Annotated in this window: 24 protein-coding genes and 1 riboswitch; of the genes, 7 read left to right on the top strand and 17 right to left on the bottom strand. The window is 41.8% G+C overall.

The window, feature by feature from the left end; all coding sequences use genetic code 11:
* Positions 1–21: 21 nt before the first annotated feature.
* The gene (locus R6U02_RS04320) at positions 22–819 is read left to right on the top strand and encodes a hypothetical protein (protein ID WP_410262409.1); all 798 of its coding nucleotides are present in this window, start codon (positions 22–24) and stop codon (positions 817–819) included.
* A 125-nt stretch (positions 820–944) separates the two neighbouring features.
* Complete coding sequence (locus tag R6U02_RS04315) at positions 945–1,817, top strand: DUF1295 domain-containing protein (RefSeq protein WP_410262408.1); 873 nt, start codon at positions 945–947, stop codon at positions 1,815–1,817.
* A 209-nt stretch (positions 1,818–2,026) separates the two neighbouring features.
* Here R6U02_RS04315 and R6U02_RS04310 read toward each other — a convergent pair whose 3' ends face one another.
* From R6U02_RS04310 to R6U02_RS04280, 7 genes are all read right to left on the bottom strand, one after another.
* Positions 2,027–2,656: a nitroreductase family protein gene (locus R6U02_RS04310; RefSeq protein WP_410262407.1), complete on the bottom strand. Its 630-nt coding sequence runs from the start codon at positions 2,654–2,656 to the stop codon at positions 2,027–2,029.
* 395 nt (positions 2,657–3,051) lie between these two features.
* The gene (locus R6U02_RS04305) at positions 3,052–3,822 is read right to left on the bottom strand and encodes an ABC transporter permease (RefSeq protein ID WP_410262406.1); all 771 of its coding nucleotides are present in this window, start codon (positions 3,820–3,822) and stop codon (positions 3,052–3,054) included.
* Positions 3,815–4,750 (bottom strand): ABC transporter ATP-binding protein, encoded by a 936-nt coding sequence (locus R6U02_RS04300; RefSeq protein WP_410262405.1) that lies wholly within the window; start codon positions 4,748–4,750, stop codon positions 3,815–3,817. The genes R6U02_RS04305 and R6U02_RS04300 overlap by 8 nt, the downstream gene beginning before the upstream one ends.
* 351 nt (positions 4,751–5,101) lie before the next feature.
* Entirely contained in the window at positions 5,102–5,332 is a 231-nt protein-coding gene (locus R6U02_RS04295) for an SHOCT domain-containing protein (RefSeq protein WP_410262404.1), read from the bottom strand.
* A 21-nt stretch (positions 5,333–5,353) separates the two neighbouring features.
* Positions 5,354–6,844: a multicopper oxidase family protein gene (locus R6U02_RS04290; protein WP_410262403.1), complete on the bottom strand. Its 1,491-nt coding sequence runs from the start codon at positions 6,842–6,844 to the stop codon at positions 5,354–5,356.
* Positions 6,845–7,329: 485 nt separating this feature from the next.
* The gene (locus R6U02_RS04285) at positions 7,330–7,512 is read right to left on the bottom strand and encodes an SHOCT domain-containing protein (RefSeq protein ID WP_410262402.1); all 183 of its coding nucleotides are present in this window, start codon (positions 7,510–7,512) and stop codon (positions 7,330–7,332) included.
* Between the two features lie 381 nt (positions 7,513–7,893).
* Positions 7,894–8,847, bottom strand: coding sequence for an NAD-dependent epimerase/dehydratase family protein (locus R6U02_RS04280; protein ID WP_410262401.1), 954 nt, complete (start codon positions 8,845–8,847; stop codon positions 7,894–7,896).
* 436 nt (positions 8,848–9,283) lie between these two features.
* On the opposite strand from R6U02_RS04280, the gene R6U02_RS04275 reads away from it, so the two are divergent.
* Positions 9,284–9,565, top strand: coding sequence for a HesB/YadR/YfhF family protein (locus R6U02_RS04275; protein WP_410262400.1), 282 nt, complete (start codon positions 9,284–9,286; stop codon positions 9,563–9,565).
* Between the two features lie 92 nt (positions 9,566–9,657).
* Positions 9,658–10,089 (top strand): OsmC family protein, encoded by a 432-nt coding sequence (locus R6U02_RS04270; RefSeq protein WP_410262399.1) that lies wholly within the window; start codon positions 9,658–9,660, stop codon positions 10,087–10,089.
* A gap of 382 nt (positions 10,090–10,471) precedes the next feature.
* Here the strand turns inward: R6U02_RS04270 and R6U02_RS04265 are convergent, their stop codons facing one another.
* The 3 genes from R6U02_RS04265 to rplM all read right to left on the bottom strand — a co-directional run bounded on the left by R6U02_RS04265 (position 10,472) and on the right by rplM (position 11,648).
* Complete coding sequence (locus tag R6U02_RS04265) at positions 10,472–10,603, bottom strand: hypothetical protein (RefSeq protein ID WP_410262398.1); 132 nt, start codon at positions 10,601–10,603, stop codon at positions 10,472–10,474.
* A 195-nt stretch (positions 10,604–10,798) separates the two neighbouring features.
* Entirely contained in the window at positions 10,799–11,191 is a 393-nt protein-coding gene (gene rpsI / locus R6U02_RS04260; protein ID WP_410262397.1) for a 30S ribosomal protein S9, read from the bottom strand.
* 13 nt (positions 11,192–11,204) lie between these two features.
* The gene (rplM, locus tag R6U02_RS04255; RefSeq protein WP_410262396.1) at positions 11,205–11,648 is read right to left on the bottom strand and encodes a 50S ribosomal protein L13; all 444 of its coding nucleotides are present in this window, start codon (positions 11,646–11,648) and stop codon (positions 11,205–11,207) included.
* A gap of 418 nt (positions 11,649–12,066) precedes the next feature.
* Between rplM and R6U02_RS04250 the strand changes: the two genes are divergently transcribed.
* Together R6U02_RS04250 and R6U02_RS04245 are read left to right on the top strand one after the other, a co-directional pair.
* Positions 12,067–12,693, top strand: coding sequence for a GNAT family N-acetyltransferase (locus R6U02_RS04250; protein WP_410262395.1), 627 nt, complete (start codon positions 12,067–12,069; stop codon positions 12,691–12,693).
* 156 nt (positions 12,694–12,849) lie between these two features.
* Entirely contained in the window at positions 12,850–13,047 is a 198-nt protein-coding gene (locus R6U02_RS04245; RefSeq protein WP_410262394.1) for a hypothetical protein, read from the top strand.
* Positions 13,048–13,129: 82 nt separating this feature from the next.
* Here the strand turns inward: R6U02_RS04245 and R6U02_RS04240 are convergent, their stop codons facing one another.
* Genes R6U02_RS04240 through R6U02_RS04225 form a run of 4 tightly spaced genes read right to left on the bottom strand, consistent with a single transcriptional unit; the run spans position 13,130 to position 16,509 of the window.
* On the bottom strand, positions 13,130–13,840 hold the full coding sequence (locus R6U02_RS04240) for an energy-coupling factor transporter transmembrane component T family protein (RefSeq protein ID WP_410262393.1): 711 nt from the start codon (positions 13,838–13,840) through the stop codon (positions 13,130–13,132).
* Complete coding sequence (locus R6U02_RS04235; RefSeq protein ID WP_410262392.1) at positions 13,837–15,312, bottom strand: ABC transporter ATP-binding protein; 1,476 nt, start codon at positions 15,310–15,312, stop codon at positions 13,837–13,839. Before R6U02_RS04235 ends, R6U02_RS04240 begins: the two co-directional genes overlap by 4 nt.
* The gene (locus R6U02_RS04230; protein ID WP_410262391.1) at positions 15,296–15,883 is read right to left on the bottom strand and encodes an ECF transporter S component; all 588 of its coding nucleotides are present in this window, start codon (positions 15,881–15,883) and stop codon (positions 15,296–15,298) included. Before R6U02_RS04230 ends, R6U02_RS04235 begins: the two co-directional genes overlap by 17 nt.
* The gene (locus tag R6U02_RS04225; protein WP_410262390.1) at positions 15,880–16,509 is read right to left on the bottom strand and encodes a YkoF family thiamine/hydroxymethylpyrimidine-binding protein; all 630 of its coding nucleotides are present in this window, start codon (positions 16,507–16,509) and stop codon (positions 15,880–15,882) included. Before R6U02_RS04225 ends, R6U02_RS04230 begins: the two co-directional genes overlap by 4 nt.
* A 41-nt stretch (positions 16,510–16,550) precedes the next feature.
* Positions 16,551–16,654: riboswitch (TPP riboswitch) on the bottom strand.
* 260 nt (positions 16,655–16,914) lie between these two features.
* Between R6U02_RS04225 and R6U02_RS04220 the strand changes: the two genes are divergently transcribed.
* The gene (locus R6U02_RS04220; RefSeq protein ID WP_410262389.1) at positions 16,915–17,283 is read left to right on the top strand and encodes a hypothetical protein; all 369 of its coding nucleotides are present in this window, start codon (positions 16,915–16,917) and stop codon (positions 17,281–17,283) included.
* A 113-nt stretch (positions 17,284–17,396) separates the two neighbouring features.
* Here the strand turns inward: R6U02_RS04220 and R6U02_RS04215 are convergent, their stop codons facing one another.
* The 3 genes from R6U02_RS04215 to R6U02_RS04205 all read right to left on the bottom strand — a co-directional run bounded on the left by R6U02_RS04215 (position 17,397) and on the right by R6U02_RS04205 (position 19,499).
* Positions 17,397–18,212: an aminoglycoside N(3)-acetyltransferase gene (locus R6U02_RS04215; protein WP_410262388.1), complete on the bottom strand. Its 816-nt coding sequence runs from the start codon at positions 18,210–18,212 to the stop codon at positions 17,397–17,399.
* A gap of 1 nt (position 18,213) precedes the next feature.
* Positions 18,214–19,068 carry a mechanosensitive ion channel family protein gene (locus R6U02_RS04210; protein ID WP_410262387.1) on the bottom strand — a complete coding sequence of 285 codons (855 nt, stop codon included), beginning with the start codon at positions 19,066–19,068 and terminating at the stop codon, positions 18,214–18,216.
* 143 nt (positions 19,069–19,211) lie between these two features.
* Positions 19,212–19,499 (bottom strand): glycerate kinase, encoded by a 288-nt coding sequence (locus R6U02_RS04205; protein WP_410262422.1) that lies wholly within the window; start codon positions 19,497–19,499, stop codon positions 19,212–19,214.
* Positions 19,500–19,562: the final 63 nt, after the last annotated feature.

Below are 19,562 nucleotides of genomic sequence, written 5' to 3'. Positions count from 1 at the left end.
AGGAGTGATTTTATCTTTACCTTGGGAAGAAACATAGATTTTAGTTACAAAACAAATCAGATCATCGCGCTCTTGGCACTTTTTACAGCGGCTATCGGGTGGCTGTTGACAGGAGAGGTTTCAGCAGGGATATATATCGGCGCTGGCGTCTTTTTAACTTGGGCACTTTCCAGAGAAATCGATCCAAAACATGATTATTCAGCATTTATAGCCGCTGCCTTTTCACTTTTGAATCTAATCTATTATGAAAATATCCAGCTCCTGGTGATTCTCTGGATGCTTCTACTTATGAGAATGGTTAATGGCATCACAGGAAAAGAGCTGACCATTTTCGATATCTATTCAGTACTAGGACTCACTGTATACCTCTCTTTAAACGCTGAAAACAGTGTCTATTTACTGATATTTCTTTTAGCTATGACGTTCATCACAAAAACGAGAAAAAAAGCAAGCGTAGTATTAATAGCTAGTGGAATAGGTTTAGCCTTCTTTATAGCAGAGAGTTTTTTCATGAACTATTTATCCTTCAACAGTTTAGATTATTTAGATCCTATAACCCTATTTGTGATTGCCACATTAGGTCTATCTTTTATAGTGTATTGGTTTTTATCAAAAGATGAAACCAGAGATGATAACGGTAAGATCATAAACAAATCTAAACTATTAGCAAGTCAAATGTTGTATAGTGCTGCTGTTCTGCTATTGTTTTTCTTTGGTGACATAAGTGTGAATAATCTAATTATATACATTTCGGCTATATTAGGTGTAACCATTTACTTTATCGCTGTTAAGTTTTCAACTAGGACTCGTTCTGACTAGAGACTTGAATCGATTACTGCTATCACAGTTCATAATGAAAGTATTATAATTCATTATGAAATATCTCGATTTAGTATCTTTTTTTATGGTATATTATTATGTATAAAAACTGAAAGAGGTGCGTTATGGATAAGAAAAGACTTATTATTTACCCTATATTGTTTTTAGCAACGCTGGCAATCGCCACACAAGGATTCACTAATTTTGGTTTGGATGGACTACTGGTGCCATTACTTTTCACCTTTGCTTATTTCACCATAATCTTTATTATAGCAACCGTGATCAAAAACAACTCAATTGTCGACATTGGCTGGGGGATGGGTTTTGTTGTTGGCAGCTGGCTTACGCTGTTTGTGACTGAAGATCCCACCATTCTCTCGTATGTGATCGTCGGGTTTATTACTGTTTGGGGCCTCAGGTTATCCTTACGTTTATTGAAAAGAAATTATGGAAAACCCGAAGATTTCAGATACGCACAGTGGCGTGAAGAATGGGGCGACAAAGTCGTCCTCATTGCCTTTTTCAGAGTGTTCATGGTTCAAGGCATTATCAACTTTATCGTTGGCTCTGCAAGCTATGTAGTAATCAAATACAATGAATTCAGTTTTGATGCAGGTCACCAGTATCTCGTTTACGCTGGATTGCTTATTGCGCTGGTCGGACTGATCTTTGAAGTCGTTGGTGACGAACAATTAAGACAGCATATCAGTAAAAAAACAGGTAAACTGCTGCAATCAGGACTATGGTCGATCACACGTCATCCAAACTATTTTGGAGAGATATTAATTTGGATCGGATTATATGCCACTGGTATCACGTTGTTCTTTACTGGTTCTGTGAACCCATTTTATTATATCCTGTTAGCTATCTCACCTATTTTAATGAGTACTGTATTAATCAAAATATCCACTCCGTTACTAGAGAAAAACATGGAGAAATATGATGAATGGGAAGACTATACAAAAAGAGTACCAATGATTTTTCCCTGGTCTAAATGATACTTTAGCCTAGTTACTTGTAAAGACACTTTAATAGATGAAGTATACGAAGCAGTGTGCTAGGAATGAGTTATCTATTCCTCGCACACTGCTTTTTCAGTATAATCTATCGGAGCGGATCCCCCTGTTTATTCGAATATTTTGACTCTTAAATTTTGAAATACAATTAAGTTGTTTTTCACACAAAGATACACTCAAACTATGACCTGTTATTTAAAAGTTGTGATTTTTTCTGCATCTAGCCGAACAGTTTCTTCGCCTGTTTCCGATGCTTTACCCACAGATAAAATCAGAACCGGAACGTAGCGTTCTTTGTCTAATCCAACCGCTTCTGCTAATTGGCCATGCTCGAATCCGGCGATAGGATTTGTATCATAACCGTGGCTACGGGCAACAAGCATAAACTGCATAGCTGCTAAAGCGGAATCGAGTTTTACTGCTTTCTTCATTTTTTCTTTATTGAAGCCTTTATAGAGAGGAATGATATCCGCCAGCTGCTCATTTTTCACTTTCTCTGACATTTTTCCTTCTGCCACTGCTTTATCGTAGATTTCTTCTGCGTATTCATAACACTGCAAATCTCCGAAAATCAGAAGCATTGCTGATGATGTATCGTTTTGTGTTGTATTCCATCGAACCAGTGGCCTTAATTTTGCTTTCCCTTCATCGCTATCCACCACGACAAAGCGCCAAGGTTGCAAATTTACTGATGACGGGGCTCTTGTTGCTGCCTGGATCATTTCTAGCATTTCTTCGTGAGAAATCTTAACGGTTTCATCGTAAACTCGAATAGATCTACGTCCTAAAGTGATATCTGAAAAATCGTTATTTTTCAACATTATATAGCCTCTTTTCTTTTCGCTTGACACTGATTTTTAGTAATTGGGAAATGAATGCCTTCCTTCATTTTACTCTTTTTAATTCTATCGTTCGAATATAATCTCTTGTCTTATTGATTACACTATTTATATAGTATATATTTATAATATCATGCATATGTGAGTTAATCTACACTAATTTGTTATATTTGATTTCACCATTCACACTAGTATCCTTAAGGTGTCTGGTAGACATTGACCATCTTATGAAGATGTACTAACAAGGTTTCCAACTACATCCTGATTAAGCAAAAACCAGATATCCTCAACATAATTAGTCGAGGACATCTGGTTTTAACTTTTTTGATATTAATAAATAAATCAGAATCATACTATATTTTGAGAACTTACAGTCATTAGCTTCTCAGTCCACGTCCTGTTTCAATTAAATACCAGTCGACCGCGTACAGCACGATGATAAACAGGATCAGTATGCCCATAGAAAGCAAAATCGGCACATCTATAATACCAAGGAAACCATACCGGAACCCTGAAATCATATAGACGATCGGATTGACCTTTGATACGCCCTGCCAGAACGGAGGCAGCATCGAGATGGCATAAAACACTCCGCCAAGGTAAGTCAGCGGCTGCAGGACAAAGGTAGGCACGATCGACACATCATCAAAAGACTGGGCGAAGATACCGTTCAATAAGCCTGCTAAGGAGAACACAATGGACGTCATAAGTAAGGTAACTATGATAATGAACCATGAATACGCCTGGAGCGGAACGAAGAAAAGAGAAATGATCGTAACAAGGGTTCCCACGAGTATGCTTCTGCCCATTCCCCCGATAACAAATCCCCACATAATGATGTGTGTCGGGACGGGTGCGATCAGCAGTTCTTCAATGTTTTTCTGGAATTTCTGCGAGAAAAAGGATGAAGAAACATTAGAATAGGAACTTGTGATGACTGACATCATGATCAGTCCAGGTACGATGAATTCCATATAGGAGAATCCCTCCATCTGTCCGATTCTTTCACCGATCAGATTTCCGAAGATGACAAAGTATAACGATGTCGTGATCACTGGCGGAACCAGTGTTTGTATCCAAATACGCAGATAGCGGTTCGTTTCTTTGACTGCCAGGCTTTTTAGAGCTGTGTAATATAGGTTAAACATGCGCGTCCTCCACTTTGTCTGTTTTTTCGGTGATTTTCAAGAATAATTCTTCCAGCCTATTGGATTTATTGCGCATGGAAAGGACTTTTATTCCCTGTTGATTGAGCTGCTCAAACACGTCGTTGACGCCCTGATTACGCTCGACTTCTACAGAAAGAGTCGTTTCATCTTCAAGCTCACTCGGATAACCCGTGATTGTCGGTTTTATATCAGAAGACTCTAAATCAAAAATAAAGGTCTCAAACATAAGTTTTGCCAGTAACGTTTTCATGCTGGTATCTTCGATCAGTTCGCCAGTTTGAATAATGCCGATATTCCGGCAAAGCATTTCTGCTTCTTCCAGATTATGAGTCGTAAGAATGATTGTTGTCCCATTTGCATTCAACTCTTTCAGGAAACGCCACATTTCGCGTCTCAGCTCAATGTCCACCCCGGCTGTCGGCTCATCTAAGATAAGCAGACGCGGTTCATGCATCAATGCGCGGGCGATCATTAATCTGCGTTTCATTCCCCCAGACAGCATACGGGCACGTACATCCCTTTTTTCCCATAAGTCAGATTGTTTCAAATACTTTTCACTGCGCTTTAACGCCTCTTTACGTGAAACGCCGTAATATCCGGCCTGATTGACAACGATCTGCTGGACTTTTTCAAACGGATTGAAGTTGAATTCCTGAGGGACCAAGCCGATCTGCTGTTTAGCACGCACCAGATCGGTATCCAGGTCATAGCCAAACACCTTTACATTTCCTGATGTCTTGTTGACTAATGACGTGATAATGCCGATGGTCGTCGATTTACCGGCACCGTTAGGACCCAACAGCGCATAGAAGTCTCCCTCTTCAACCGTCAAATCGATGCCGCGCAACGCCTCAACGCCACCTGCATATACTTTTTTCAAATCCTTTATTTCAAGTGCGTAAGTCATTGAGTTTATCTCCTTAAATTCTTTCTTATTTTTCAGCTGCATTCAAAAACGCTCGATTTCTATTATAGCACGAATCGGCTTATTTTTAGTTAGTTCCTTCGGATTGATTTGAAGCTCTACCTTATACAATAAATCTTTTGCTTCTCTGACTCAATGCCGATAGATAAATTTCATTCATTTAATTATTTTAGATAATCAAAGTCCGGAACAGAAACCTGTGAGATTTCCATTCCGGACTTTTACTATTTTAGTTCAGGCAACCATTCATTTCACTTCTCTACTTTGACCTATTATTTTTCAGTTTACTACTTTTTGGTTTTGATGATCAAAAATAAAGGGTTCTCTACAGGTTTACAGACCTTTGATTTCTTTTTTACGCCTGATATATTCTTCATCATCGATTTCACCTTTGGCATATTGTTCATTTAATCTCTGAAGAGAACGATTATTTATTGATGGGTGACTTTTTTTATTGTTTTTAATTATCATAATGACTGACAAACCAATTAACAGCACTAAAATTATCGGTATTGACCAGACAACGACCATATCAGCTAATCTTTCTGTAAATCCATCATACATTTAATCATCTCCATTACTGCTTTACTCGACTAAAAATTGGCCCATCATTCCTGCATCTTCATGTTCCAGTATGTGGCAGTGATACATAAACAATCCTTTTTGTTTGAATTTAGCTAAAATCCTTACTTCTTCCCCGCTTTCTACCATTACGGTATCCTTCCATCCCTGTTCATTCAATGGAGGTTCTCCGCCATTTCTCTCTATCACTTGGAATTGGACCCCGTGTACATGGAAGGGATGGGGTGTTTCACCCATCATTCCCATTCCAGCCGAGTCATTACTGATGATCCATTCTTCTAATTCATTTAAGTTCAAGTATTCATCTATTCTGTCCATATTCATTTGCTTATCATTTATTGCCACCATGGGACCCATACCGCTCATCACAAACCTGCGCGTATTCACGACTTCTTCTCTGTCATATTCAACGATGTCAACTAATGATTCTGGTATACCGCTAGAATCAGTCGACTCTTCTGCTATATTTATTTTCATCACTTCATGATTTCCATCTCTTAAAACTATCTCATCTCCTACACGGTACTCTGATAAATCTACCAGTATTTCTGCTCTTTCGGCCGGTGCAAGGGACAATTCATTCATTTCTATGCTCTTTTCCAAAAACCCACCATCTGAAGCTATTTGATGAAACGCACTACGATCACTGAAATTGAAATCATAAGATCGTGCATTTGAGCCATTCAGCAGCCTAAGTCTGATGACTTCATTTTTCACGTCTAATTCTGGAGCAATCGCTCCATTAACTAATACAGTATCTCCTAAAAAGCCGTTCATTACATCTCTCATATTTAAGTCATAAGGCATCTCCCCATTCTCAGAAAATCGTCTATCCTGTATGACGAGGGGAATATCATTTACGCCATGTTCTTTTGGAATATCTAATTCTTTAGATTGTTCATCTTCGATATAAAAAAGCCCTGCCAGCCCTTTATACACCTGTTCTCCTGTCTTATGAAGCAAATGCGGATGGTACCAGAGCGTTGCTGCAGGCTGATCTATTGTGAAATGTGGCTGCCAGCTCGTGTTAGGATCTACGACTTGATGGGGTCCGCCATCCATCTCCCCTGGGACTTCCAAGCCATGCCAATGGACGGTAGTGGGCTCATCCAATCTATTATCTACATTGATTTTCACGTCGTCCCCTTTATCTACTTTGATAACAGGACCGAGATAATCACCATTATAACCTAGCGTTGTGGTTTCCTGCCCATCTATAAATTCTTTTTTTCCATATTGTACATTTAAATCAAATTCTGCTTTTCCTTCTTCAGGATTCTTGTCCTCCAAGAGGGGAGGAATTGGCAGCTTATTAGTCCTTTCAGTCTGACTATTCTCAGTTTCAGCGTTTCTTCCTGAATCGACCAGTTGGCTATCGTTTTCTCCCATTGTTTCTAATCCTCTTCCTAAATCCGTGAAAAAGTATCCTACATATATTATAAGAAGGAGTGCAGAAAACGCTATAATGGTATACCATTTTCTATTCTTGTTCATTTTCACCACCCCTATCCTTGGTATAATAAGATTATTCACTTACTTTGAGAAAGTCCTCATCAGTCGAGACTTTGGTATTGAGTGACATCAGTATGTCTCCTGGCTCAGGAGATCTGACTATTCCGACAGTATACAAAACTCCAGCTGCTAGTGGTATAACGACAATATTATAACCCGCTGCCACAATAGACTTTGAATCCCTTTTCATAGATTGGTTTCCCGAAATCTATAAGTGAAACGACATCTTCTGGATATGAATTTACAAGATGTTAACCATAATGGCTTTGAAAAGCGCTTGTTAAACTCTTTAATCATCATTTGATGGTGGTTACTTTGCTCATGTTCCTTGTATTCATAGTGATCTTCGTCAGAGTTATCATACTGATGCCTATTACGAGAGCCTTTACTCATCGTATACATGCTTTGACGTACCTTATTCAAAAAAGCCGTCCTGAAATAACGCTTAAGACAGCCTTTATTCTTCCTTACTGATTTAATAGTTCTTTCTTGTATCTGTATTCCTCAACGTTTATTTCCCCCTTAGCATATCTTTTACTTAAAATATCTAAAGCTGCATTGTTCTTCCCAGGCATCTTCATTTTACCAGTATTATCCTCGAAATACTTGAATGCGAAATAGCCTATGATAACTATTAATATTAACCCCACTCAGTTTCCTCCTCTATAAACCTTTATTCTTTCTTAAGTGTATTATAGTCTTAGAATATGGATAATTTATGGAGTTAATACTGTAAGAGTAATCAAGGAGCACTAAACTGGTCTCGATATGTTTTTTGTGACTACTTCTGCAGTACAAGGAGCAGGAACTTGTTCCAATATGCGTTTTGTGACCACTTCTGTCATTAAATAAATATTAACTTGTCTCAATATCGATTTAGTGACCAGTTCAGAAGGATGATCGAACGCGAACTAGTCGCAATCCTGTTTTTGAAACAGGTTCCTGACTGGGAAAAAAAGGAAATAGTCACAAACCTGCCTGGTCCGGATTTTCCCCAGATCATCTACTTATCTTCAGGCGTTCTATCACTATCAGTCCACGGTAATGATTCCTCTTTCGATATAGCTCTGAATACTTGCTTCAACCACTTGGACAGCTGTATATCTTGGCTGAAAATCGAGCAGCTTTTTAGCATTCTCGATACTGAAATGACCGCTTCGTGCTATATGAAGGTAGGACACGTTCGTCTGCTTTTCGTCTGCTATATGATCACACCACTTATCCCATGAGAGGAAGCTGACTTTGGGTTCCTGTCCAAAGAAACGGTACATGGCCATGGCATAGCCGTAAAGCGTCAGTGAATCTTCAGACACGGCGTAGAAATTTTCGCCTAAAGCCTGTGTCCGGTGGTTCATTGCATCTACGAACAGCTGCGCCACATCTTCAGCGTGGACCGGGTGCAGGGTCTCCATCCCTAAGTTAGGTAATTTGACTTCTTTGCCATCTGCGATCGTCTGGAAGACACTGTCATCCCCATAACCCAAAGGATTGATGATCGACCAACCCGGACCGCAGATCTGACCCGGACTGATCATTGTGGCAGGGAATCCGTTGACACGATACTCATGCAGTAAGTACTTCTCACTTTCATATTTCTGACTGCCGTATTCATCAAGCGGATACTTCTCCCCATTTGGATCGACTGGAATGGTCTCAGTCCGTCCATGCGTCCAGATCGTCGAACAGTAAAGATAATGCGTAAGGTTCGTCTCTTTCAGTGCCTCCACCATCTCTTTGACCTCGTCCAGTTTGAAACAGATCAGATCGATCACGACATCAGCGTTCAGCTCTGCAATTTTCGCGTTAAAGTCCGGGTCATTGCCGCGGTCCAGTGCGACATGTTCCGCCTTTTCCCAAGCCCAATCCTTGATATACGGCTCGCTTTTCCCGCGACTGACCATGACGACCTGATGATTTTCCTTTACCAGTTTGGGAACTAAATACGTCCCGATATGTCCGCTTCCACCAATGACAGCGACTTTCATATTTTTGCCTCCTTGTATAATAAGTTCACCATTTATTACTCTGACATTTTAATTGGGTTATTCCCTAAAAATTCAGACCATGGGAAAGGTCCATAGGCATTTTATTATATCAATTAAAATAATACTTCTTTATTATACAGCCTACTTTAACTGATTACTCTAATCAACTCTCTTGTCTGAAGTAATTCAAAAGAGCGTAAGTGCTTGATTAAGTTTAAGCTGACTTGAACCGATAAATCCTTGTAAACATTGATATAGTAACGAATTGACTGGTACTCGAATTCATGATGGCTCCAGCAACTAACCCTCCGAGTCCAATTTCACAGACAAACCCCTACTCATTTTGTTGTGAATTTTAAACGTTGCGTGTTAGAATTCAACTATACAATTGAATAGTTTTATCTATCGAAGTCATTGACTAAAGGAGGTTCTTATTATGAAAATCGAAATAAGTAATGATGCAGCAGCTTGGTTTGAAAAAAATATATATGTAGGATCAGAAAATGGCATCCGCTTTTTCCCAAAATTGACTAGGGGAAGTGATACAGGTATCACCGTAGGTATTGAACCTGCAGCTCCACATCAGATTAACGTTAAAAAAACAATTCATAATGTAACCTATTTTATCGAGGAAGGTGATGAATGGTTATTCGATTACAAGGACCTTCAAATAACTTTAGACAAAGAATTTAATGAGCCTGAATACACAACAGAGTGAAGGCTGATCTATTCTATTAAGAAATAATTCTTATTCATAATAAATACGAGTACATGACTGATAATAAACCTATAGGGAATGGAGTGAGTTAAATGTTAGTAGAAACAAATTGGCACGGAAAGATGAGCTTGGTTGCTGGAGATGAAAGTGGGAATACTTTTAAAATGGATGCTAGTCCTAAAGTAGGGGGAGAAGGTAAAGGTTTAAGTCCTATGGCAGCTCTGCTAGGCAGTTTGTCTGGTTGTATCTCCATGGATACACTGGCTATGCTTCGTCGCTTCGTTAGCAAGGATCAGATCCAATCGTTTCGGGTAGAAGCAGATGGCACACAAAACGATGAACACCCGAAATATTTTACTGATATCGAAATCACTCTTTACGTGGATGGAGATGTCCCGGTTGAGCGTGTCTGGGGTGCTTTACGTAAAAGTGAACAAGACTACTGCTCTGTACGTAATTCACTGAAGTCCAACGTGACATTGAAAGTTGTTCTAAACGGAGAAGACGTTCCTGAAACAAAATAACCTCTCCAATGGGTTTGACTAAGATGATTAAGGCTCAATCTGTTTTTGTAAGCATACCGTTATTGACTGATGCCACAAACGTGCTTTACAGGAACATGAGTCCTGGTAGAATTCTCAAAGTAAATTTTCTTTATATGCAATGTCCCATAACCATTCTAGCATTAGACGGTTATGGGTCATTTGTATATTCGCCAATAAAAAAAGACACTCTCCCAAATAGTGGTAAGTGCCTAAAAAACCATATATAATTTTTTTGAGTAACCCTGTCTCCATTACCGCTTGAACCGATCAACATTTTTATACAATGTTTTTCCTGAATTTATAATTCAAAAAACCTTGTATAAAAATACCGATTGATACCTTCGGCGTGTTGTAAATAAGCTTACTTGTTAAATAACACTGGAGCTTTTCGCATGAATTTTTGATCGTTTTTTGCCAGGTTGGTTTGTATGTCTTTTCCACCACCAATTTTTTTCTTTTTAATCAACTCTAACATTTTTTCTTTTGAATTCACTTTTCACACCGCCTTTTATTCTGTCACTATATTCTTTACGTTCGATAATTTAAATGGTCATCTTGAATCGGTGCCATAAAAAAAGCACCAGCAAGATGCTGATGCTTTTTTAGTATATGCTTTATTAAGTTTAAGCTGATTTGCACCAACTTGAACCAAAAAACTCTTGTAAACGTTGATACAAAATAAAATTGTTTAACGTTTTGAGAATTGTGGAGATTTACGCGCTTTTTTAAGACCTGGTTTTTTACGCTCTTTCATACGAGGATCACGTGTAAGCAATCCAGCTGCTTTCAATGCTGGACGGAATTCAGGATCTACTTGTAACAATGCACGAGCGATTCCGTGACGAGCAGCGCCTGCTTGTCCTGAGAATCCACCACCATTGACATTGATTGTAATGTCGTAGCTATCTACTGTATCAGTAACAGCCAACGGTTGTTTCACTACTAAGTGTAAGTGAGCAAAGTTAATGTATTCAGTAATATCTTTTTTGTTGAAAGTTATTTTGCCAGAACCTGGTGTCATTATAACACGGGCTGTTGAGTTTTTACGACGACCAGTTCCTAAATATTGTACTTGTGTCAATTGAAGTCCCTCCTTAAATCAAGTTTGTGATGTCTAGTACTTCTGGTTGTTGAGCTTGGTTTTTGTGCTCTCCGCCAGCATAAACATGTAATTTTTTAATTTGTTTGCGTCCTAATGAGTTATGAGGAATCATACCTCTAACAGATGTTTCGATTAAACGTTCAGGTCTGTTGGTACGCATATTTCCAGCAGTTACTTGTTTCAAACCGCCTGGGTGTCCAGTGTGACGAGAATAAAGTTTATCGGTCGCTTTTTTACCTGTTAATTTAATGTGTGATGCGTTTAATACGATGACATGGTCACCTGTATCAACGTGTGGTGTGAACGTAGGTTTATTTTTACCACGTAAAATAGATGCAACGACAGTTGATAGACGTCCTAAAGGAATGTCTGTAGCGTCGACTACATACCATTTACGTTCAATGTTACTTTCATTTGCCATAAATGTTGTACGCACAATCTTAACCTCCAAATTTTCTTTTCTAATTTCAATTTCAGCAATAATTGCTTTCCCTATCTTTTACTGTATCGATCAAATGTAAATGGGAAAGACTCTTCGTTGTTTGTTCCAAAATAAGGTTCCGACGCCTATGATGGTGGCAAACAATACCATCTAAAATATTACCCCAAACGAAAGACAATGTCAAACGTTATTTTGTTTTTCCAGTACATTTTCTCATTTCATTTAAAAACTATCTCTTGTTAACACAGCCGCTCTTTTTAAGGGATCAGTTCTGCAATCATCTGCCTTATCTTACCTCTATTTTTCCTAATTATGCTAAAATTAATTAACGGCTTTTTCAGATAATATCAGTTCAGAGGAATCCTGGTTTTCTTGTTTGTGACTAAAAAAATAAATATGAGGAGACGAACAGATGACACCTGAATGGAATCCAAAAGAATTCATCTTCAATAATACTGATTACAATTTCTGGCAAGGCAACCGCGTTGTCCTGCGTGCCATGAAAGAATCGGATGCGACATTAAGAAATGAAGAAACGAATGACAGTAACGGTTTCAGACTCATGAACTGGGGCGTCGAGTTACCCAAGAGTCTCGATATGGATAAAGCGGAAGTCGATGAGTGGGTCGACTTCAAGGACTATGAGAACGGGCTCATGTTTGCAATCGATAACCTGCAGGGCGAACATGTCGGAGCCATCTACCTCAATTCGATTGATATGAAAAACGGGACCTTCAGTTTCGGCATTCGCATCTACAGACCTTTCCGGAATAAAGGCTATGCTCAAGAGGCAATACGCATCGTGTTACGGTATGCTTTCTTTGAACTGAGACTCCAGAAATGCAATTCCGGTTGTGTCGATGGCAACCAGGCTTCTCAGACCATGCATGAGAACGTCGGATTCATAGTCGAAGGCCGAATCCGACGTGCCATTTATATGAACGGACATTATTACAACGATTTAATGCTCGGCCTTACAATAGAAGAGTTCATAGAAAACGAGAAGGCTTATTCAGACACAAATTACAAAGACAGTTAGACTATAAAGCCGTTCTTTATCTATGGATCTGATACCGATAAAGAACTACTTTTATTGATTTAAACTATTTTAGTGAACAGCCTATTTTCATTGCTATATTAATGCTATGATTTATATAGATTAAAAACATACAAAATTGAAAAAGGAGTGTTTTCGTTGTATTTAATACTTTCGATTTTGATTTCCATTTCCATCGCAATTGTCTTATTCTTTTTAGGAGATATAGGAATATTATTGGGAGCAGGCATTCTAGTTGGCATTTTCTTTAGAATTGTCTTTTTACTGGAAAGTATCAACAAGAACTTGGAGAATCAGAAGGACAATTCAGGTGAACCTTCTGTCAAAAAGATATAAAATTCTGCGATACATATTTCTACACAGAAAAACCTCTGGTATCAATTGCCAGAGGTTTTCTACTGTCTAATTTTCAGGATATTTAAACAAAGACGAATCCCAAAGCTACAATCATAGCAGGCAGTCCGACCGCAAAGAGGATATCTTTAAGCTTGATCCTCATCTGCCTCTGCATGGTGCGCTCCTCACTGAAGCCTTTGGATTCCATTGCCAGAGACAAGCGCTCGGACCAGCGGACCATACGTATCATCATCGTGAATACAGGTTTCGTATCAAACGGCTTGACAGGTACGTTTCTAACCTGAAGGGCCAGTTTGGAATTGTCGTATTCCCTTTGTATCAGCGAGGTCAAGTTGATTGCCGTCAAGATAGCATAGCCCATCTTCATCGGTATTTTTGCCTGCTGGATAAAGCTCGCAATCAGTTCATGCGGATCGGTGGTCAGGCTGTAACTGATGCCCAACATGGCAAATGAGAAGATACGCGTGCCCAGATTCAGCCCATTGTAAAAATCCTTGCCGCTTGGTGACGGCACCGAATTATTCGCCAAGGCAAAGAGTGCCTGCTCAGAACTGAACAGCCAGCCGGTAAAGAAGTAACTGAGCGAAATAAGAGTGATCGGAACCATTATTTTGAGCAACGTCGTCGGGTCGGGTCGTTTAGATGTAACTAAAAAGAGTACGCACAAAAGCGCAACGATGCTGTTTACTTGCCACCGGAACGTAAGGCCTAATATAACCGTGCCAACAAGCGTGCCAATGGTTTTGGCCGTTGGATTAATTGAATCGATCATCTGACCTGATACACCTTCTTCTCTTTGATTTCATAGACCCGATCGGCATAAGCATCCACTAACTCGCGGTCATGACTGGTGAACAGACATGTCATGCCTCCCTGGCAGAGTTCATTCAACTTGTCCATTATTTTCTTAGCGTTTCTGGCATCCTGACCGTATGTGGGCTCATCCACCAGCAATAAGTTCTGGTCCCCCACGGTCATACATAAAACGGCTAACCGGCGCTGCTGCCCCTGGCTCATGACCCAGGGCGACTGCCCGGCTTTGTCTTCAAAGTGGTGCCGATTCAGTATTTCTTTCGCTTTCACTTTTGCCTGCTCTTCTTCAAGGCTTTCCCAGACCGTGAGACTCACTACCAATTCATCCAAAACGTTTGTTTTAACGAACTGCAGTGACGGATCCTGAAAAACTAGACCGATTTTAGAATACAACTTTTCAGACTTCAGAGTCTTCACATTCGTTCCCTGAAGACGGATCTCTCCTTTATAAGGGGACACGTTCAGAATGGCTTTAAAGAGCGACGTCTTTCCAATGCCGCTGGGTCCAACCAGCGCCGTCAACGACCCTTTATTCAAGGTGAAATGCGCTTCTTCGATCAAGGTATTCGTCTGTGTCTCTTTTTTGAACAGTGATTGCCGTATCGTTTTTTCGTGATAAACGGCTACCTTGTCCAGCTCCAAGAGAATCTCTTCCGACTCCGTATCTCCTTTGGGGACAGCTGAGGCATCCACAACGATTCCTTCTTTTGTCAACAGATTTCGTTTAGCAGTTTCCGATGATATCAAAGAGAGGTCGTGCAGCTGCTGAGTGCTGTCGAGCAGCAGCCAGCGGTCCACCCATGTCCACCGGCCGACATGGTGATCGATGATGACGACCGACTTTCCTTTTCTGACCCATTCCTTCATGTAGCGGATATAGTCCTGCATCGTTTCTTCGTCCACGTTTGCGAAAGGCTCATCCATGATATAAAGCGGGACATCCACTAAATCGGCACAGATAAACGCGGCACGCTGGAGTTCCCCGCCTGACAAATCGTCAAACGACCGGTCAAGCAAATACTCCAGGTCGAATTTTCTCGCTTTATCTTCTACGATCCCGTTCATTTCATCGGGGTCAAATCGGCTGTTCTCCAGAATAAATACCAGCTCTTCCCGGAGGGTCTTCATACTGAACGACAAGCGGGCATTCTGGAAAATCACCCTGACCGACTTTGAACGCTCCACCACGGACTGATGCTGCACGTCTTCATCGCTGATTCTGATATGGGAAACGTCTTGTTTGCCACCGTATTCCGGATAGTAGCCGATAATGATATTGGCCAGAGTACTCTTCCCGCTGCCGCTCCCACCGCACAGCAACACGATTTCACCTATACCCACTTCAAAACTGACCGAATCGATGCGTTTTTTGCTACCGATTTGAAACGACAGGTCCTCAACAGATAAAGCCACCTCACTCACTGATCTCACCCGTTTCCAGATTATGATTTAAGATTCCGGCTTCATCAAGCTTGTCACAGATACGCTTGGACAAGTACCCCGTAAAGAACAAGGAACTCAGTAAACGAACGACAAAAATCGCCGCGACGATCCGCCAGTCCATCGCGAGATAATTGCTTCTAAAGCCTGTCCAGAGAAAGGACAAAATACTAGCGGATAAGGCTGAAAGCATCGTGATTTTATACGAATACTTTTCATAATTGGTCAGCGCAAAAGGCAGTTCGATGCCGACACCTTGTATAAAAGCGGAGACAAGGACCATGACACCGAACATGTTGCCGAGCATCACTTCGATCAAAGCTGCCATGACTTCGGTGATGATGCCCACGGCCGGTTTACGGATGAGATAGGTCGTGATGATCGCTGCCATGAACCAGATACCGAAAAAGGGTTCATAGCCGAGCACCCCTAAGCCGAACGGTGTTAAAATGGTGGTCAGAGCTGTTCCCGCGTAGACTGCCATCAAATACAGCACACCGAAAACGACCGAAATGAGCGCCATCAGCAAATAGTCACGTAAGGTCAATTTGTTTTTATTCATTCGATTTCTCCCTCCGGCACGCTGCAGTGAAGGGTGATCTGACTGACATAGTGACTGACTTCTTTGCCTACAGCGTTTGAGACATACTCCAGATAATCAAAGACGTCCTGGATATTTCCGCCCAGATTGGTGCCATAGTGTCCGGAACCCGTTACAATTCCACGTTTGACGCCTTCGTTGACGACTTTAGCGATGGTCGCCATATAGTCATCAGAGCCCATCGGATATAGCGCAAATTTACCGATGACTGGAAAATCGATGGCTTTGCTTTCTTCCCGATTGATTTTCGGGTCATCGAAGGCCAGGGTATAATCGCTGTCGCTGTCACCGGGACACCCTTTCGAAACAGTCGCTTCCAGCGTCATGTGCACACCTTTGCGGTAAGCAAAAACGTATGCCGCTTTCAGTGCATCGAACACCGCTTCTTCTTTCCCGCGATAAACAGTAGAGATGTGATCGGTTTCGGACCATACTTTCGATAGATCGACTTGCTTGATTGTATCTAAAATAATCGCTACAAAATCATCACTCATCGGTGACAAATTGAAACGAGCGCCTGTAATTCCCATTGTGGAACCAGGCTTTCTAGCTGAACAATTTCCGTAGTTGACATAGTTTTTTGACATTAAAAAAACTCCTCCTAACGAAAAAAATCCATAGGAAAGAGCCATCAATATATAGATCTCCCTCCGCAGCCATTACGCTGATCAGGTTACTGGTCTGATATACATCACTCTCAGCCTTCTTGAAAAGACTCCCAGGATCATTCGTATTTAATTTTTATATTACATGTAGACTCTAACATCCTAAACGGCCAAACGCAACGCAAACGATCAAACATTGGGGTCAGGCTGTCTTAGATAGTTTCTGCCTGAGCTTGCTTGTCTCAGCGCGCTGTAGGTATTGCTCAAGTTGAGTGAGTAGGCCTAGTCGCCTAATCATTACCGCATTGGCATCACTCGCTGGGGTTTTCGCCTGAGCTTGCCGAACTTCGCCCTTCTTAGCATCACTCAAATCATTTCTCCGTGAGCATGCCTAAGTTCACTCTTCTTGGCATCACTCAAACCAGTTTCTCGGTGAGCATGCCTAAGTTCACTCTTCTTAGCATCACTCAAATCAGTTTCTCGGTGAGTATGCCTAACTTCCCTCTACTTGGCATCACTCAAACCGGTTTCTCGGTGAGTATGCCTAACTTGTCTCTACTTGGCATCACTCAAACCGGTTTCTTGGTGAGTATGCCTAACTTGCCTCCACTTAGCATCACTCAAACCGGTTTCTCGGTGAGTACGCCTAACTTGCCTCCACTTGGCATCACTCAAACCGGTTTCTCGGTGAGTTTGCCTAACTTCCCTCTACTTGGCATCACTCAAACCGGTTTCTTGGTGAGTACGCCTAAATAGTGACCTGTTGCCAATATTCCGCCCATTCCCCTCTGCCAGCGGGTCGGATCAGCGCGCTCTTGGCACTGCTCAAGTTGAATGATTAGGCATGCCTAATCAGGACCGTAAAAGGATCAGTTTCTCGTAAAGTTGCGGTGAGCCGTGAAAAAACGGGCAGAGTAGTCTACCGCATCTTTCACCGGATACAGCTTGACCACTGCATTCCCTATCTTTCCGATTTTGACCCGGCCGTCCTCTTCCAGCTGGTAGCCAATAATCAGAAACTGTTCTTCTTCCAGCTCGATGTCTTTAAAGGTCTGCCATACGCGTTCGCCATCAACTATTCTCGGTGCCCCTTCTTCCATCGTTTCTGCGTTTGGTGCCAGGTATTCGCCTAGATGCATGGCTGTTGAGGCGTCGTAATCCGTTCCAATAGCTAAGACCATGGCGTTTTTATCGTAGAGCTTTTTAAGCGGCGAGTGTTCGCCGAGTCCGAAGTCCAGGGAGTGATCTGAAACGATATCTTTGGCGTCTTTCCCCCAGGCCGCGAACGAAACGACCGGATGGTCACTTCTCAGTACATCGGGATAGGTACGGAACAGATCAGGAACTACACCCATGTGGGGACACGGCGTTGTTTTCGGATCATATGCCGGCATTGTTTCGCGTATGACTGGCCACCAGCTTTTTGGAACAGCCGGATCCTCCCATTTCGACGGCTCGCTCAAGTCACTGGTGTGGGTCGGCACGACCAGCGTACCGGCTTCTTTGTCCACGACGCTAAAAAGTGCTTCCACGAGTGCGGCTGCCCCACCGTTGACCCAGCCGATCTTTGACAGGGACGTATGAACGAGCAGTGTCGCATCCGGTTTTATCCCTAATTGTCTAAGGTCGTCCGCCAGTGATACGACTGTATTCGGTTCAGTTGTCTGCTTTATCAGTTTTTTCATATCAGCTCTTTTTCCTCTTTTCCTGATGCACGATCTCAAATGTTTCAGAGGCCAATTCTATTCTGTCTCCCGCTTCTTTGAACTGGTCCAAGATGGCCGTAAATATGCGGTCTCTGATTCCCCGCCGTTCCCGTGTGTCCACGATGTACCTGAGGCTCATAGTCACGAAATTATCATCAAATGAGATATAAACTTGCGGTTTCAAAGAAGCATTCTCTATGCGGTAGCGACGCTTCATGTTGCCCCAATCTTCTTCGGCCTTTGCGTTATAGGTGCCGATGGTGTCTTCCGCAATGGCTAATACGATCCCTTTAGCCATTGGGATATCACTGTCAAAGTGCAGCGGGATATGAAGTTCATCCCATAAAAACTTGAAGTCGGCGGTGTAGTTGTATACCGGCGACGTGAAGATGTAGCTGTTCGCGACACGGACAATGCGTCCCGTATACTGGTCGCCTTCCACCCACTCGCCCATTTCCATGAGCGTTGTGCGCAACAGTCCGATATCGACCACGTCACCTTTGATCCCGCCTAGCAGGACCCGGTCACCGGTTTTGAAAAAGTCCCCGAACATGATGGCGAACCAGCCGGCAAAACTGACGATAACTTCTCTTAATGCATAGGTTACGCCGGCACCTGCCAATCCTATAGCTGTAGAGAACCCGCTCAAATTGCTTCCAAAGATATATATGAAAGCCAGCACGAGAATCAGATTGTTCAGCCATTTGGCCATTTTTCGGGTGACATACCAATTATCCGATCCCTTGAACCGTTTGTATAAACGATTCAAGATCACTCGTCTCATTATTAAGAGAAATACGATGATCAAAACAAAAACAAGTATATTGGTTACCAACGGATAAGCCTCCGTGTACGCTGTGATCCACTCTCTCATCATCGAGACTCCTTTTCTGAACCTTTTAAGGTTGTAAGCTATACCTCAATGATAACAGGTTAGCAGTCTGATGTGGATCATTATGCACTAGCCATGTATCGGTGTTAACCTCTCATTCTCTTTCCAAATCCTATCAACCGGACGGTGCGTTCCACTGCTTTTTTCAGTAAAGTCGGTCCCTGTTCCATCGCTTCGTCCAAGGTCATCGGTGCATCCACGATGGGGATGAGCGCCTGTATGTTCTCTTCTTCGATGACTACACGGTCACCATCTATTTTTCCGGCAAACAAGATCACCGGAACATCATATTGTTTGGCTAACCGGCTGATACCGACCGGGACCTTCCCACCGAGCGACTGGCCGTCGAATTTCTCTTCGCCCGTAATGACCAGATCCGCTTGTTTGAACTAAAGCTTCACTTTTACCACTGTTATCCTTTGCTTCACTGTTTAAAT

The organism is Alkalibacterium sp. (genome assembly GCF_046484155.1).
In the GTDB taxonomy this organism is placed as follows: Bacteria; Bacillota; Bacilli; order Lactobacillales; family Carnobacteriaceae_A; genus Alkalibacterium.
Note: the sequence above shows the minus strand (reverse complement) of the source record. Positions and strands in the feature narration are given on the sequence as shown.